This window comes from Streptosporangium jomthongense, from assembly GCF_042650425.1.
Taxonomy (GTDB): Bacteria; Actinomycetota; Actinomycetes; order Streptosporangiales; family Streptosporangiaceae; genus Streptosporangium.
Window position 1 is genome coordinate 280,349 of sequence record NZ_JBHSBC010000008.1, and the last position, 15,257, is coordinate 295,605.

Below are 15,257 nucleotides of genomic sequence, written 5' to 3' on the forward strand. Positions count from 1 at the left end.
GGTGGCGAAACGGCTCGTCAAGAGAGGTTCAGGGTTGGGAGTGGACGGGTGTGATCGCCCGGTTACCGCATATCGCCTCCGGTGTGTGAACGCGCGTAGTAGCCTGCCTTCGAGACCCGGGTAAACGTCATCCACCTCGCATGTTCCAGTATTACCTATTGATCCTGTAGGAAAAGGGGGTAAACTGGTGGTCCCCCGCACGAAGGAGCCGCCATGAGCCCGGAACCTGGGACAGAGAGCCCCTTGCGCGCGGCGACCGAGGCCGCGAGATGGATCCGCTCCGCGGCGGTCGACGACGAGCGGGGACGGCACTGGAAGGCCAACCCCGACCCACGGGGCAAGGCCGCCCTGACCGGCCATCCGCTCTCGCTCTACTCGGGCGCGGCGGGCATCGTCCTGTTCTTCCTCGAACTGGCCGCGGCGACCGGCGACGAGAGCTACCTCGACGACGCCAGGGCCGGAGCCCGCTACCTCGCGGCCACCTGGCGCGAACAGGCCGACCTGTCCCTGCACCACGGCCTGGCGGGGGTGATGTTCACCCTGGCGGAGGCGGGATGGGCCGTCGGGGAGGAGGCCTTCGAGGCCGAGGCGGTCGCGGTCGCCGACCACGTCGTGCGCAGCGCCCGCTCGATCGACGGGGGCCTCGGCTGGACGGGCGACCCGGCCCAGCGTGGCGACGGCGGCGTCATCCTGGCCCTGCTGCACGCCTCCGGCATCCTGGGCGTCCCCGCCTACCAGGAGGTCGCCGTCGAGGCGGGCACCCGCATCGCCGAGCTCGCCGTACCCGGCCATCGCTTCGGTCACGGCGCGTGCGGCGACCTGCCGCTGGACGCCGTCACGCCCGGCTTCCTGTCCGGCACCGCGGGCACCGCCTTCCTGCTGGCCCGCCTCTACGGCCTGACCGGGCAGACCCGCTTCCTCGGCGCGGCGCGCAGGGGGGCCGACTTCGTCCGCGCGGTGAGCGCCGTGAGCGAGCGGTGCGCTCTGGTCCCGCACCACATCCCGCAGGGCCGCGACCTGCACTATCTCGGCTTCTGCTCGGGTTCGGCGGGCGTGGCGCGGATGTTCTACGAGCTGTACCGGGTCGCGGGCGACGCCGGAGACCTCGACTGGGTCGAGCGGCTGGCCAGAGGCATCGTCCGCAGCGGCGTGCCCGGCCGCCAGACCGAAGGCTACTGGAACGTGGCCTGCCAGTGCTGCGGCACCGCGGGCCTGGTCGAGCTGTTCGTCGGCCTCTGGGCGGCGACGGGCCGCCCCGCCCACCTGGAGTTCGCCTGCGAGCTCGGCGACAACCTCATCGGCAGGGCCGCCGGGCACGACGAGCGCGGATCGCGCTGGTACCAGGCCTACCGCAGGTTACGCCCCTGGGAGGTCACCGCGGACACCGGCTACATGGTCGGGGCGGCGGGCATCGGGGCGGCGCTGCTCCACCTGGACGCGACCGCGCGTCCCGAGGAGGCGCGCAGGCTCCTGCTGCCGCCGGACAATCCCTTCCCCGCCATCCCGTTCCCGGCGGCGACGCTCCGCAGGCCCTGACCGTCTCACCGACCTGTGCCTCGTGACCGTCAAGGGACGGCCAAAACTCGTGACCATGATTGGTGATTCCCCGTGAGCGCTGCCGAAGCCCTGCCTAGCGTCGATGACGTGCTGACATTCGACGATCTCCTGCCCGACCCCGCCCGCTCCGCCGTGGCCGTCGAACCACCACGGGCGGCACCGGGCCACTGGGCGGGCGCGCCCAGCGCGGTCGCGGCCGACGGGCTGATCTATCTGGCCTACCGGTTGCGCAGACCGGTCGGCGAGGGACGCGGTTACGCGGTCGTCGTCGCCAGGTCCCGCGACGGCGAACGTTTCGAGACCCTGGTCACGGTCACCCAGCAGGAGATGGACACCGAGTCGCTGGAGCGCCCCACACTGGTGCGCACCCCGCAGGGCCGCTGGCGGCTCTACCTCAGCTGCGCCACCCACGGCACCAAGCACTGGCGGGTCGAGGTGCTCGAAGCGGACGACCCCGCCGGGTTCGACCCCGCGGTGCGCCAGGTCGTGCTGCCCGGCGACCCCAAGACCGGCGTCAAGGACCCCGTCATCGTACGGCGCGGCGGCCTGTGGCACCTGTGGGCCTCCTGCCACCCCCTGGCCGACCCCGACGAGGCCGACCGCATGGTGAGCGACTACGCGACCAGCGCGGACGGGATCGAGTGGACCTGGCAGGGCACGGCGCTCAGCGGAAGGCCGGGGATGTGGGACGCCCGCGGAGCCCGGATCTCGGCCGTCCGCTTCGTGGGCGAACAGGTCGTGGCCCTGTACGACGGCCGGTCCTCGGCACTGGAGAACTACGAGGAGCGCACGGGGGTGGCGACCGGCACCGACCCGGCGGAGCTGACCCCCCGGGGGACCGGCCCGGCCGCATTCTCCCCGCACGCCGGCGGCGGCCTGCGCTATGTGAACGTCGTGGACCTGCCGGACGGCGGGCGGCGGCTCTACTACGAGTACACCCGTGCGGACGGTGCCCACGAACTGCGCACCGAACTGCGCTGAGCGCCGGGTTCCCGGGGCTCTCCCGGGAACCCGGCGCTCACACCTGCGGGCGCCCGTTCCTGGCCTGGCGCTGACCGTCGGGACGGGTGCCGACCAGGCCGCCGGAACGCTCCCGGGGCAGCAGCCAGTCGCTGAAGTCCTCCCCAGTCACCCGCTGCAGCAGCGCCACGTCCTCGGCGAAGTGGCCGATCAGCTGCTCGCGCTGCTGCAGGCGCCGTTCGAGGGGGTCGGTGAGGGCGCCGCTGATCCGGGGCGGCAGGAACCGGCCGACCGCGGCCCCGGTGCGGAGCACCCTCGACAGCGCCCGGTGGGTGCGGGTCGGCTCGGGGTGGGCGGTCACGTTCTCCCTGGGCACCTCGGTGATCAGCCCGGGTTCGGCCCCCAGGAAACGGCAGATCCGGTCAAGGGTGGCGACGGGCCTGTCGACCAGGTCCCGGTACCGGAAGATCAGCACCTGCTCGCGGGGGAACAGCGTGAACAGGTGCTCGAGCTGCTCGCCGTACCGGCCGAGCGCGAGATAGTGCCAGAACGGCGCCCAGCCCGCCGCGATCCTGTGCTCCTCCTCGGCGCAGGCCTCGACCACGTCGCCGACCGGCTCAAGCCCGGCCGACCACAGGTGCGTCCAGTTGGAGTGTGCCCGCTCGACCGGGTCGCGCAGCGCCGCGATCAGCCGGACGCCGGGGATGGTCTTCCTGATGCGCCGCTGGGCGGCCCGGTCGTAGAGGTAGAACGGGGTCGACTCCCCTCTGGGCACCCCGGCCGGCGCCTGCGCGAACAGTGCCTCGTAGTCCTCACGCCGCCAGAGGTGCTCACGGTAGGTCTGGGCGTCGCCCGGCCCGCCCCTGGTGGGCGGCGGGCCGTCGCTGAGGAAGAACTTCGGTTCCTTCACGGGGGAGAGGAAGAGCCCGGGATGACGGGACAGCGCGGCGTGCAGGGCCGTCGTCCCGGACTTGGGGGCGCCGATCGTGAGGAAGTCTGGCAGCGGCATCGTATTACCCCTAATTCCTACTTATTTTATCGCAAATATAGCTCTTCCTGGGGCGAAGACAAGCGCCCGGGTGGCCCGGGGGAGGCCCGGTTGGCTAGCCTGACCGCCATGACCGCCTCGCAGCCCTGGACGGTCGGCGTGCTCATCGCCGACGACGACCCGCTGGTGCGCGCGGGCCTGTCGATGATGCTGCGCGGCGCCCCCGACATCCGGGTGGTCGCCGAGGCCGGTGACGGCGCCGAGGTGCTGCCCCTGGTCTCCCGGCACGCCCCCGACGTCGTCCTGATGGACATCCGGATGCCCGTCATGGACGGCCTGAGCGCGACCGAGGCCCTGCGGGCCAGGGCGGGAGCGCCCGAGGTCGTCGTCCTGACCACCTTCGACGCCGACGAGCACGTGCTGCGCGCGCTGCGTGCCGGAGCCGCGGGCTTCCTGCTGAAGGACACCCCGCCGGAGGAGATCGTGGACGCGGTGCGTCAGGTGGCCAGGGGCCTGCCCGTACTGTCCCCGGCGGTGACCAGGCGCCTCATCGCCCGGGTCGCCGACACCGGCCGCGACCGGCACCGCGCCCGAGCCCTGGAACGCCTCGCGGCGCTGAACGACCGCGAGCGCGAGGTCGCCCTCGCCCTCGCCGGAGGCAGGTCGAACGCCGAGATCGGGGCGCTGCTGCACCTCAGCGTCCCCACGGTCAAGACCCACGTCTCCGGCGTCCTGGCCAAGCTCGGCCTCAACAACCGGGTCCAGATCGCGTTGCTCGTGCACGACGCGGGACTGCTCGACGACCGGGAGTGAGAGGCGCCGCCGTACGCCCGGCCGTCATGACGGTGAAACGGCCGGGCGGCTAGCATGACCGCATGGAACCCCGGCACATGCGGCTCGTGCTCGGCGGGGGCTCCCTGGTCAGCCAGGTCGGCCGTGATCTGCGCGCGGCGACCGAGGCCCAGCTGACGCCCTTCGACGTCACCACCCAGCAGGCCGCCGTCCTGCTGCACGCCGCGCGGCACGAGAGCAGCCCGAACCAGCTCGCCGCGCAGCTCGGCACCGACACCGCTGGCATGACCAGGCTGCTCGACCGTCTGGAGGCCAAGGGCCTCATCCTGCGGAGCCCCCGTCTGGGCGACCGCAGGTCCGTCGTCATCGAGCTCACCGGGGAGGGGCGGGAGCTGGTTCCCCGCCTGATGCCGGTCTTCCGGCACATCGCCCACAGGCTCCTGGAGGGCTTCTCCGACGATGAGGTCGAGCAGCTGCTGGCGCTGCTGCAGCGGATGCTCGGCAACCTCGGCGGCCCGGCCACGGCCAGTCAGTGAATCTACTTTGTAAAGGGCCAAGGCCTGTGCAACGAAAGAGGGGAAGCAGTGGCGCACGAGGCCGTCTGGGCGGTCATCACCGCGATGTACGAGGCCTACCTGCGCGGTGACCGGCCGGGGATCGACCGGCTGCTGCATCCCGAGGCGACCATCTGGGACTCGGCGGAGCAGGTGCTGATCACCAGCAGGGAGCAACTGGACAAGGTCCGTGACGCCCGCCCGCAGGACGGTCCCGCCGAGACGGGGCTACGGGCCCACGACGAGGTCGTCGACGTGTGGGGCGACACGGCGCTGGCCAGATACCTGCTGCGCGTGGACTTCGCTCAGGGGGCCCCGGAGATCGTGCGGACCACCGCCGTGCTGCGGCGCTCCGGAGACGAGTGGCGCATCGTGCACCTGCACGAGAACACGCTCTGACTCCGCCCAGGTCACCGGGGCCTGAGCCGGCGCAGCGTGTAGCCCTCGCCCGAGGGGTCGAGTGACCGGGTCGCCCGCTTGAAGAGATACTCGGCCCGTTCGTAGGAAAGCCGCCCGCGCCCCGTCTCCGGGCACAGATCCGCCGGGACGGGCCGCCGGGACGGCCCGGGTCTGCGGTCGGCGAGGAACAGCGGGCCGCGGGCCCGGCCGGCCACCAGGCGGGGCAGCAGCCGAGCCGTCCCCGAGCGCCAGCCGATCCAGACGCCGCCCGAGAGCGCCCGGCGATCCTCCAGGTCCAGGTCCTCGACGTTCAGCGACAGCACGGCCCGCACTCCGGCGGCCGACTCGTGCAGCAGCCGCCACAGGGCCAGCTCCCGCACGGGCAGGTCGTCGCACTCCCAGAGCGCCGCCAGCAGCGCCGGGTCGATCATCTCGGCGGGCGGGCCGGTCTCGGCGCGCCGGTCGAGGCGGGCGGACAGGTCCTCCAGCGAGGCCCAGGCACAGAAGGAGCGGACGGCGGAGCGGTGCCGGTTCCACGTCCTGGCGGCGGAACCGCCCCAGGCCGTCTCGAACACCCGCGCCACGCGTTCCGGGGTCATCGAGGTGAGCGGGGCGCGCTCGCCCAGGGCCAGGCACAGCCGCCGCAGCGTCTGCCCGTAGGAGCGCGAAGTTCCCGCGTCCAGGTCCTCACGCGCCAGGAAGCCCCGTACGGCCTGGCCGAGCGTGGGCCCGGCCACGTGGGGGAGCGCGAACCCCTCCGCCCGGCGGAGCAGGAAGTCCCGTTCGGCGGCGTTGCCGGTGAGAAGGGCGGCCCGCTCGAACTCCAGCCGCGCCTCCTCGTACCGTCCCAGCCTGGCCAGCAGATCGCCCCTCACCCCGGGCAGGAGGTGGTAGTCGCGCAGCGCGGGATCCCCGGTGAGCGACTCGACCAGGTCGAGCCCGGCCTGCGGGCCGTGGGCCATCCCCACCGCCACGGCCTGGTTGAGCCGCACGACCGGGGTGGGCAGCAGCAGGGCCAGTGCCTCGTACAGGCTCGCGATCCGCGCCCAGTCGGTCTCCTCGGCGCTCGCCGCCTGCGCGTGGCACACGGCGATCGCGGCCTGCAGCACGTACGGCCCCGGCGTGCCGCCCGCCTGCCTGGCCCGTAGCATCGCGGCGAAGCCACGGTGGATGAGCAACCGGTCCCAGCGCCCCCGGTTCTGCTCGTGCAGCTGGACGGGCTCACCGGAGGGACCGGTACGCGCCGCCTCGCGGGAGGCCTGGATCTCCATCAGCGCGACCAGCCCGTGCACCTCCGCCTCGTACGGCGCCAGCCCGGCCAGCAGCCTGCCCAGGCGCAGCGCCTCAAGGCAGAGCGCGGGACGCGTCAGGTCGTCCCCCGAGGTCGCCGAGTATCCCTCGTTGAAGATCAGGTAGATGACCTCCAGCACCGAGGCCAGCCGCCCGGCCAGCTCGGGGCCCCGCGGCAGCTCGAACGGCACCCGCGCCTCGGCGAGGACACCTTTGGCCTCGGCGACACGGCGGGCGATCGACCGCTCGTCGGTCAGGAAGGCCCGGGCGATCTCCGCGGTCGTCAGGCCGCCGACGAGCCGCAGGGTCAGCGCCACCCGAGCCTCGGTCGCCAGGATCGGGTGGCAGGAGACGAACATCAGCCGCAGCACGTCGTCCTGTCCGGGGTCCCGCTCGGGGTCCGGCGGCTGGTCCGCCTCCCGGGTGAGGCGTTCGTCACCGAGTTCGAGGCGCCGCGCGCGCCGGATGTGGTCGACGGCCCGGCGTTTGGCGACGGCCGTCAGCCAGGCGCCCGGGTTGTCGGGGACACCGGAGTCCGGCCACTGTTCGAGCGCGGAGACGAGCGCGTCCTGGGCCAGTTCCTCGGCCAGGCCGACGTCGTGCACCAGCCTGGTGAGACCGGCGACGATCTTCGCCGATTCGAGTTTCCAGACCGCGCCGACCGTGCGATGGACGTCCGTCACGGCATCGATGACAGCATCCGTCACCTCGGCTCGCAAACCGGCGAAGCGCTGGAGGGCTACCGCAGGGCGTTCAGGAAGCGGGCCGCGACCGGGGCGGCCGTCGCTCCGCCGCTGCCGCCGTTCTGGACGAAGGCCGCGAAGGCCAGGGAGCCGCGGTAGCCGATGAACCAGGCGTGGGAGTGGCCTCCGGCGACCTCGGCGGTGCCGGTCTTGCCCGCGGTGCCGGGGGGCAGGCCCGCCGCCGCGGCGGTGCCCTGGGTGACGACGGCGCCCATCATGTCCCGCAGTTGCGCGGCCACCTCGTCTCCGATCGGCACCTCGGGCGGTGAGTCGGCCGGGGGTCGTTCGGTCATGACCGCCGGTTTCCACACGCCGGTCGCGGCGGCCGCGGCGACCTCGGCCATGCACAGCGGGCTGGCCTGCACCGAGTTCTGCCCGATGGCGTCGGAGCCGAGCTCGTTCAGGTCGGTGTGCGGCCTGATCCGGCAGGAGCTGAGGCCTGGCTTCTCCCTGAAGCCGAACCGGTCGGCGGCCTCGGCCCGCAGGCCGCCGTCCCGCAGCCGTTCGTAGGACTGCTGGACGAAGGTGGTGTTGCAGGACAGCGCGAAGGCCGTGGTGAGGGGGAGGACGCCGCGGTCGGCCGGTTCGGCGTTCGTGAAGCGCCTGGCGTTGGGGATGGTGTAGGCGGCGGGGCAGGGGACCGGGGACCGGGAGGTCAGCCCGGTGCGCAGCAGCGCGGCGGCGGTCACCACCTTGAACGTCGAGCCGGGCGGGTAGAGGCCGTTGAAGGCGCCCTTGCCGCCCAGGGTGTCGGCCACCGCCCGCACCTGGCGGGTGCGCAGGTCGATCGCCACGAGGGCGGCGGGCGCCTGCAGGCCGTCCAGGGCGTGGGCCGCGGCGCTCTGCACGTCCTGGGAGATCGTGGTGCGGGTGGCCTCACCCCCTTTGGAGGGGGAGGCCAGCAGTACCCGTCCCGAGGGGAGCTCCCGCAGCTTCAGCTCGGTCGTGGTGCCCTCCAGCCCGGTGAAGTAGTCACCCGCCCTGCTGCCGGAGGGGAACTGCAGGCCCTCGCGGGTGAGCGTGGCCGGTCGCCTGACCTTGGTCTCGGTGAGCCGCAGGCTCCTTCCCTCGCCGAGCGAGGGGTGCATCGTCTGCGGGGTCCAGCGGACGCGCCACTGGCCGGCGTGCCGTACCAGGTGCAGCACGGAGGAGAACGGCCACGGCCCGAGGCCGGTGATCTGCCGTACCCCCTGGAAGGGCACCTCGGCTTCGAGCGCGCTGCGCCGCCGCGGTGTCTGCGGGGTCAGGGACGGCGGCGCGGTGATCCGCAGTTCGGCGTCGAAGCGGCGGTGCCGTTCGGCGAAGTCGGCGGGGGGAGCCGAGACGAGGCCGGCCATCGCGGCCAGGTCCCCGGCCTGCCAGGCGGCGAGGTACCTCACCGCGACCTCCTGCGGATCCCCTGCCTGAACGGTGGCCTGGGTGGTGGCCTGGACGGCGGCAGGGGGCGCGACGGGCGGAGGCGACGACGGAGCGGGGGACACCGGGGGCGACGTTTCGGGCGCGGGGGTCTCGGCCGGCTCGAAGACGAAGGTTCCGGCGGCCCTCGGAGTCGGTGTGGGCGAGGTGGAACCGCCGTCCGTGACGATCAAAGCCCCGTACACGCCGAACCCGGCGATCGCGAGCGCCAGGGCGATCAGGGCGAGAACCAACCGGCCGCGCATGTCCTCCTCCGGAGGTCTCGACGGGGGCACGCGAACGTCCGGAAACGGTCTCGTCCATCGTCCGTACGGCTGCGCGTCCCTGATTGTGCACCATATAGTGTGAAATCCATAATCCTGGGACGTGCTGAATATCGCCGTGGATGAAACAGATGGGATACGCGACCGAATTCCCTTACATCAAGCTTTCTCCAGAAATTCAGACATCTGCTAGTAAGAGATGGGTTTTCCCGGTTCGCGGAAAGACGCGCGAAAATCGGGAACCCGACAAGCGGGGCTCCCGCACCGGGCCCGGGTGGCGCGACCGTCCGTGCCGGGGCCGGCACGCTCTCGGGCCTCTCGGGCTTCGAGCCGGCCGTCGGGCCCGTAGCGAGCCGGTCAAGCCCGGGGCGCCGTGAATCTACTTTGTAAAGGCGAGTAGCCTGGAGAAATGGCCCAGCCGTACCTGACCCCGGAGGGCGTCACCGAGCACGAGACCGAGATCAAGCGGTCACGGTTCATCTGCGCTCTCGCCCCCGTCCGCTCGGAGGAGGAGGCGCGCGCCTTCGTCGCGGCCCGTAAGGGGCTGTACGCCGACGCGACCCACAACTGCTCGGCCTACGCGGTCGGGGGAGAGCTGGGCGCCCGCAGGGCCGACGACGACGGCGAGCCCGGCGGCACCGCGGGCACCCCGATGCTGGAGACGCTGCTGCGCAGGGGGATGGGCGACGTGGTCGCGGTGGTCACCCGTTACTTCGGCGGGGTGAAACTGGGGGCGGGCGGCCTGGTCAGGGCGTACGGCTCCGCGGTCGGCAAGACCCTGGACCTGGCGCCGCTGGCCGAGATGGTCCCGGCGAGGGTGATGACGGTGACCGTCGACCACGTCCGCGCCGGGCGCCTGGAGAACGACCTGCGCGCCTCGCCGTACGAGGTCAGGCAGGTCGGTTACGGCGCGGAGGTCTCCTTCCAGGTCGCGGTGCGCGAGCGCGACCTGGCGGCCTTCCCCGACTGGGTCGCCACCCTGACCTCGGGCGGCGCCGAGGTCGAGCGGGGTGAGGCGATCCACCTGCGGGCCTGACCCCGGCCCGGGTGGTCAGCCCTCCAGGGCGTACTGCATCACCCGGAACTTGGCCTGGGCCTCGGCCAGTTCGGCGGCCGGGACGGAGTCGCCCATGATGCCGCAGCCGGCGAACAGGCGGGCGCGGGAGCCGTCGACGCGCGCGCACCGCAGCGCGATGCCCCACTCTCCGTCGCCCCGGGCGTCGATCCAGCCGACCGGGCCCGCGTAACCGCCCCGGTCCATGCCCTCAAGCTCGCGGATGACCTCCAGGGCCGTGCGTGTCGGCGTGCCGCCGACGGCGGCCGTCGGGTGCATGGCGGCGACCACGTCCAGCACCGAGGCGCCCGCCGAAAGGCGGCCGGTCACCGGGCTCGCCAGATGCTGGACGTTCGGCAGCACCAGCAGTTCGGGTTCGGCGGGCACGTTCAGCTCCGAGCAGAGCGGGGACAGGGCGGCCCGGACGGAGTCGACGGCGCAGGCGTGCTCGTGACGGTCCTTGCCCGAGGCGCGCAGCGCGGCGCCGCGCCGTCTGTCGTCGGTCTCGTCGGCACCCCGCGGGGTCGTGCCCGCGAGCACCAGTGACTCGACGGTCTCGCCGGTGCGCCTGACCAGCAGTTCGGGGGTCGCGCCGACCAGCCCGTCGCAGGAGAAGGCGTAGCAGTCCGGGTAGCGGCCGGTCAGGCGGGCCAGCAGCACACGCACGTCGATCGCCCGTTCCGCGACGGCGGTCAGGTCGCGGGCGAGCACGGCTTTCTCCAGACGGCCGGACCTGATCCGCGCCACGGCCCTGGCCACGGCGTGCTCCCACTCGGGGGCGGTCAGGCTGCCGTCGCCGTAGCGGATCCTGCCGGGGTCGCGCGGTGCCGTGACCAGGTCGAGCGGTTGCCCGCCGACGGTGGTCAGCCAGGCGCGGCCCGCACGGCGGGCCAGGACGATCCTGGGGACGACGAGGACGGAGCCGGGGGAGTCCTCGTCGAAGGTGAAGGAGCCGAAGGCGACCGGTCCCGAGCCGGGGACGCCGACACCGTCGTCCACATGGGCCTCGCCGAGGGTCGCCGCCAGCCAGTCGCGGGCCCAGCCGAACCGTCCGGGACCGGGGGGAATCTCGGCCCGCGCGGCCTCTCCCCAGGCGACCAGGCCTTCGCCGCGCCTGATCCAGGCGTACGGCGCGGCCTCGGGGAGCCGGGAGAGCAGATCGACGGGGTCGTCGACGGGGGTGGTTCTCACCACGAGGGGGCGGGTCAGTCCGAGCGCGACACTCACCCGGAACACTCTATTCCGCGCTCCGGCCGCGTCCGGAGCCCGGTCCCTCGCCCGGCCGGGGCGCCGTGCTCCGTCAAGAAATCCGAAAGCGGCCGGTCGGCGACGGGCGGCCCGGTGTCCTGCGGTGATACATCCGAAGCACTGGTGATCTCTCAGGCGGAGGTGTCATGCCCGGCAGGACTGTGATGGTGCTCACGGCGGCGGCGGCGTTCACGGCCCCGTGGGCCGCCTACCCGGCTGAGGCCTCACCCGCGGTCTCGTCCTCGGCCTCCGACGCGCGGGGGCCGTGGCGTCCCGCGGTGGTCGCGGCGCTCGGTGACTCGATCAGTGCGGGCTTCAACGCCTGCGGCTGGTACGTCTCCTGCCGTTCCCGGTCCTGGTCGACCGGCGACGACGTGGGTGTCCAGAGTCACTACATGCGCCTGCTCGACCTGAACGCGGGGCCCGCGCTCGGGAGCGAGGTGAACCTCGCGGTGCCGGGAACGACCAGCGCGGGCCTGGCCGCCCAGGTCGGCCAGGCGGTCGCGCGGCGGGCCGACTATGTGACGGTGCTGGTCGGCGCGCAGGACGCCTGCGCCGAGCAGGAGCGGCTGATGACCCCGGTCTCCGTCTACGAGCGGCGGGTGGCCGGGGCGCTGGCCGCTTTCAAGCGGTCCAGGCCCGGCGGCAGGGTGTTCCTGGCGAGTGTGCCCGATCTGAAGCGGTTGTGGCGGGTCGGCAGGGACAACCTGGTGGCGCGTGGTTTCTGGGCGGTCGGCAGGATCTGTCCCACGATGCTGGCCAAGGCGTCCTCCGACGCCCCGGCCGACCGGGCCCGCCGTGACCGGGTGCGTGCCCGGGTGGCCGCCTACAACGCCGCCCTGGCCAGGGTCTGCGCGGCGTACGGCCCGGCCTGCAGGTTCGACGGCAACGCCCTGTTCGACTGCCCGTTCACCCTGGACCAGGTCAGCAAGTGGGACTTCTTCCACCCGAACGCGGCGGGGCAGCGGCTGATCGCGCAGCGGACCTACCCGGTGGTCCGTGACTGGTTCGAGCGGCCGGAGCTTCAGCCTTGATCGGACGAAGGAAAAATCTACATTGTAAAGGCGCCTGGCAGGGGAAAATTACGAACAGAGACGAGGCCAACCCCCTCAGCGAGGACGTGAAGGGCCTGCCGGGGCCTCATCTGCGAGGCAGCAGTACGGCGGACGCGCACATCACGCCCGCGGCGACGAAGAGTGATGTGCGGGTGCCGGTCCAGGTCGCGGTGAGGCCGCCGAGGAGGATGAACAGGGGCTGGGTGACCGTCGTGGCGAACGACCACAGGGTGGCCACGCGGGCCATCAGGTGGTCAGGGGTCTGCGCCTGCCGGTATCCGGCCATGGTGGAGTTCGCCGTACCGGCGAACAGCAGGACCATGCCGAACCCGAAGCCGCACATCAGCAGTCCGAGTGTGCCGGGGAGCGCCGCCGGGATGAGGAGATACCAGGGGCCGCGCAGCATGCCGGCCCACCACAGGGCGCGTACGGCTCCCAGCCGGGTCACGAGTTTCGGTGCGAGTCTGGCGCCGAGGAACCCGCCCAGTGACGGCACTCCCATCAGCAGTCCGTACTGCCAGGCGTCGAAGCGCAGGTCGCGCAGGTAGAACACGGCGCTCACCGAGGCCGCCATCGAGCTGGCGCCGGCGAAGGTCACCCAGCTGATCAGGATCGGCCGGAGCGTCGGGTGTCCCCAGGCGAAGCGCCATCCGGCGAACAGTTCCGCGCGTCGTGACGAGCGTTCGTCGCGCGTGGGCGGGGCCGGCTCCGGGGCGCGCAGGGTCTTGACCGCTGCCGCGCTGACCAGGAAGGACAGGGCGTCGACGGCCAGGGAGCCGGCCGCGGTGAGGAAGCCGATGAGGGCGCCGCCCAGCGAGGGGCCGGCCGAGACGCCGAGCCAGCGTGTCGACTCAAGGCGGCTGTTGGCCTCGATCAGCTGTTGTGCCGAGACCAGCGCTTTGAGGTGGGCCTGGGCGGCGGCGGTGAACGCGATCTGGCACGCGGCGTTGATCACGGCGATCACGCCCAGTTGCACGAAGGTGAGAAGGCCCGTGACCGCCGCGATCGGGACGCTCGCCAGGCAGGCGAATCTGATGACGTCGGCTGTGATCATCACTGGGCGTTTGTATCTGAACTCGATGTGGTCGCCGAGGGGAAACGCCAGCAGTGCGGTGGTGATCGCGGTCAGTGCCGACAGCAGCGCGACCTGGAAGGTCGAGGCTTCGACGACGGTTACGGCGACGACGGGCAGTGCCACCATGCCGACGGCCGATCCGAGTTGGCTGATGGCCAGGCCCGTCCAGAGCCGTTGGAAGTCGGCGTGGCCTTTGAGGCTTGTCTGGGGGGAAGTCACTCTGCCGCATTATGTCGTGGCGATCGCTTCAGTTGGCCGTCTGGCCGCCGGTGGTTTCGGGGACGCCGGGCCGGTGGCCGGGTGGGCGGCGGCGTCGCATCAGGACGCAGGAGAGGGCGCCGAGTGCGATCACGGCGATGGGCAGTGCCAGGGTCGGCCGCATCGCGTGGACGAATCCGTGCTCGAACACCGACTCCGCCGTCCGGTGAATGTGTTCGGCGAGGTCCGCCGGTGTTCCCGGGGGCGGCCTCAGTGCGGCGCCGGCTTCCAGGCCGCTTTCTGCGGCGTTGTCGAAGCCGGTCAGGAACCGGTCGCGGATGCCGGCGGGAAGGTCGGCGGCCTGTTGGGCGGCCTCGGTGTGGAGTGAGGCGGCGAGGCGGTTCTGCAGTACGGCGCCGACCGCGGCGCTGCCGCAGATCGTGCCGATCTGCCGGATGGTGTTCAGCACCCCGGAGGCGGCTCCGGCCAGTCCGGGTTCCACGTTGCGCAGGGCGACCGTGACCATCGGGCCGAACACGCAGCCGATGCCGGCCCCGGTCATGATCAGGGCGGGTTGGAACTCCCATCCTGTACGGCCGACGTCGGTGACCCAGGCGAGCCAGGTCAGGCCGGCCGCGAACAGGGTCAGGCCGCCCATCAGGATGTATGTGCCGCCGATCCGGTCCGACATCCGGCCGGCGAGCGGTGACAGGAGTGCCGATACCATCATCGCCGGCGCCATCACCAGGCCGGCCGTGAAGGCGCTGAGGTGCAGCACCGACTGCAGGTAGATCATCACCGGCAGGAACAGGCCGATCATGCCGACCTGGACGGTCGCGGACACGAAGCTCATGACGGCGTAGCCGCGGTCGCGGAAGAGCGCGAAGGGCAGCAGTGGTTCGTCGCCCTGCCGGCTGCGCTGGTGGATCAGGAACGCCGCCAGTGACAGCGCGGCGCCGCCCAGCAACGCCTGGATTGCGGTGCCCCAGTCGTATCGTTCGCCTTCGGTGAGGGCGAAGGTCAGGCAGAACAGTGTGGCCGTGGCGAGTGTGACGCCCGGCATGTCCAGTCTGAGGTGGGAGCCGTGCCGGGTGTCGGGAACGAGGGTGAGGGCCATCGCGAGGACGACGGCGCCGATCGGGACGTTCACGAAGAAGATCCAGCGCCAGTCGGTCGTGCTGACGAGGAGTCCGCCGAGGGTGGGGCCTGCGATGGTGGCCACGCCGGCGACCGCGCCCCAGACGCCGAGTGCCGCGCCGCGGCGCTCGGCCGGGAACGTGCCGATGATGATGGTCATCGTCTGCGGCACCAGCGCCGCGGCGCCCAGCCCCTGTACGGCGCGGGCGGTGATGAGCTGGGCCGGGTCCTGGGCGAGTCCGCAGAGTACGGACGCCACGGTGAACAGTGCGACGCCTGCGACGAACATGGTGCGTGGCCCGCGCACGTCGCCCAGGCGCCCGGAGGTGATCAGCAGCGCGGCGAGGACGAGGACGTAGACGTTGATCACCCACAGCATCTCGTCGAGTGACGCGTGCAGTTCGCCGATCATGCTGGGGATGGCGACGTTGACGACGGTGATGTCCAGCAGCGTCATGAAGAATCCGAGGCTGAGGGTCAGCAGTACCGCCCATGGGTCGCCGCGCCATCTGCTCATCCGTGGCTCCT

Annotated in this window: 13 protein-coding genes; 7 read left to right on the plus strand and 6 right to left on the minus strand. The window is 72.2% G+C overall.

Annotation, left to right across the window (positions count from 1 at the left end; genetic code table 11):
- Positions 1-213 precede the first annotated feature (213 nt).
- Both ACFOYY_RS09260 and ACFOYY_RS09265 read left to right on the plus strand, forming a co-directional pair.
- Positions 214-1,536 (plus strand): lanthionine synthetase LanC family protein, encoded by a 1,323-nt coding sequence (locus tag ACFOYY_RS09260; RefSeq protein ID WP_352012534.1) that lies wholly within the window; start codon positions 214-216, stop codon positions 1,534-1,536.
- A 108-nt stretch (positions 1,537-1,644) separates the two neighbouring features.
- On the plus strand, positions 1,645-2,538 hold the full coding sequence (locus tag ACFOYY_RS09265) for a hypothetical protein (protein ID WP_352012533.1): 894 nt from the start codon (positions 1,645-1,647) through the stop codon (positions 2,536-2,538).
- Between the two features lie 37 nt (positions 2,539-2,575).
- Here ACFOYY_RS09265 and ACFOYY_RS09270 read toward each other — a convergent pair whose 3' ends face one another.
- Positions 2,576-3,526 carry a sulfotransferase family protein gene (locus tag ACFOYY_RS09270; protein WP_386189311.1) on the minus strand — a complete coding sequence of 317 codons (951 nt, stop codon included), beginning with the start codon at positions 3,524-3,526 and terminating at the stop codon, positions 2,576-2,578.
- Between the two features lie 108 nt (positions 3,527-3,634).
- Between ACFOYY_RS09270 and ACFOYY_RS09275 the strand changes: the two genes are divergently transcribed.
- The 3 genes from ACFOYY_RS09275 to ACFOYY_RS09285 all read left to right on the plus strand — a co-directional run bounded on the left by ACFOYY_RS09275 (position 3,635) and on the right by ACFOYY_RS09285 (position 5,250).
- A complete protein-coding gene (locus ACFOYY_RS09275; protein ID WP_386189313.1) occupies positions 3,635-4,318 on the plus strand; it encodes a response regulator in 684 nt (227 codons plus the stop codon).
- 62 nt (positions 4,319-4,380) lie between these two features.
- Positions 4,381-4,833: a MarR family winged helix-turn-helix transcriptional regulator gene (locus tag ACFOYY_RS09280; RefSeq protein WP_352012530.1), complete on the plus strand. Its 453-nt coding sequence runs from the start codon at positions 4,381-4,383 to the stop codon at positions 4,831-4,833.
- A 48-nt stretch (positions 4,834-4,881) separates the two neighbouring features.
- On the plus strand, positions 4,882-5,250 hold the full coding sequence (locus ACFOYY_RS09285) for a nuclear transport factor 2 family protein (RefSeq protein ID WP_352012529.1): 369 nt from the start codon (positions 4,882-4,884) through the stop codon (positions 5,248-5,250).
- 11 nt (positions 5,251-5,261) lie between these two features.
- On the opposite strand, the gene ACFOYY_RS09290 is transcribed toward ACFOYY_RS09285, so the two are convergent.
- Positions 5,262-7,223, minus strand: coding sequence for a DUF6596 domain-containing protein (locus ACFOYY_RS09290; RefSeq protein ID WP_386189316.1), 1,962 nt, complete (start codon positions 7,221-7,223; stop codon positions 5,262-5,264).
- A gap of 56 nt (positions 7,224-7,279) precedes the next feature.
- A complete protein-coding gene (locus tag ACFOYY_RS09295) occupies positions 7,280-8,944 on the minus strand; it encodes a penicillin-binding transpeptidase domain-containing protein (protein ID WP_386189318.1) in 1,665 nt (554 codons plus the stop codon).
- 427 nt (positions 8,945-9,371) lie between these two features.
- On the opposite strand from ACFOYY_RS09295, the gene ACFOYY_RS09300 reads away from it, so the two are divergent.
- Complete coding sequence (locus ACFOYY_RS09300) at positions 9,372-9,998, plus strand: YigZ family protein (RefSeq protein ID WP_386189320.1); 627 nt, start codon at positions 9,372-9,374, stop codon at positions 9,996-9,998.
- Between the two features lie 15 nt (positions 9,999-10,013).
- Here ACFOYY_RS09300 and ACFOYY_RS09305 read toward each other — a convergent pair whose 3' ends face one another.
- A complete protein-coding gene (locus ACFOYY_RS09305; protein ID WP_386189322.1) occupies positions 10,014-11,243 on the minus strand; it encodes an isochorismate synthase in 1,230 nt (409 codons plus the stop codon).
- A gap of 167 nt (positions 11,244-11,410) precedes the next feature.
- On the opposite strand from ACFOYY_RS09305, the gene ACFOYY_RS09310 reads away from it, so the two are divergent.
- Positions 11,411-12,298: an SGNH/GDSL hydrolase family protein gene (locus ACFOYY_RS09310; protein WP_386189324.1), complete on the plus strand. Its 888-nt coding sequence runs from the start codon at positions 11,411-11,413 to the stop codon at positions 12,296-12,298.
- A gap of 106 nt (positions 12,299-12,404) precedes the next feature.
- On the opposite strand, the gene ACFOYY_RS09315 is transcribed toward ACFOYY_RS09310, so the two are convergent.
- Entirely contained in the window at positions 12,405-13,613 is a 1,209-nt protein-coding gene (locus ACFOYY_RS09315) for an MFS transporter (protein ID WP_386189326.1), read from the minus strand.
- Between the two features lie 28 nt (positions 13,614-13,641).
- Positions 13,642-15,246: a DHA2 family efflux MFS transporter permease subunit gene (locus ACFOYY_RS09320; protein ID WP_386189328.1), complete on the minus strand. Its 1,605-nt coding sequence runs from the start codon at positions 15,244-15,246 to the stop codon at positions 13,642-13,644.
- Between the last annotated feature and the right edge of the window lie 11 nt (positions 15,247-15,257).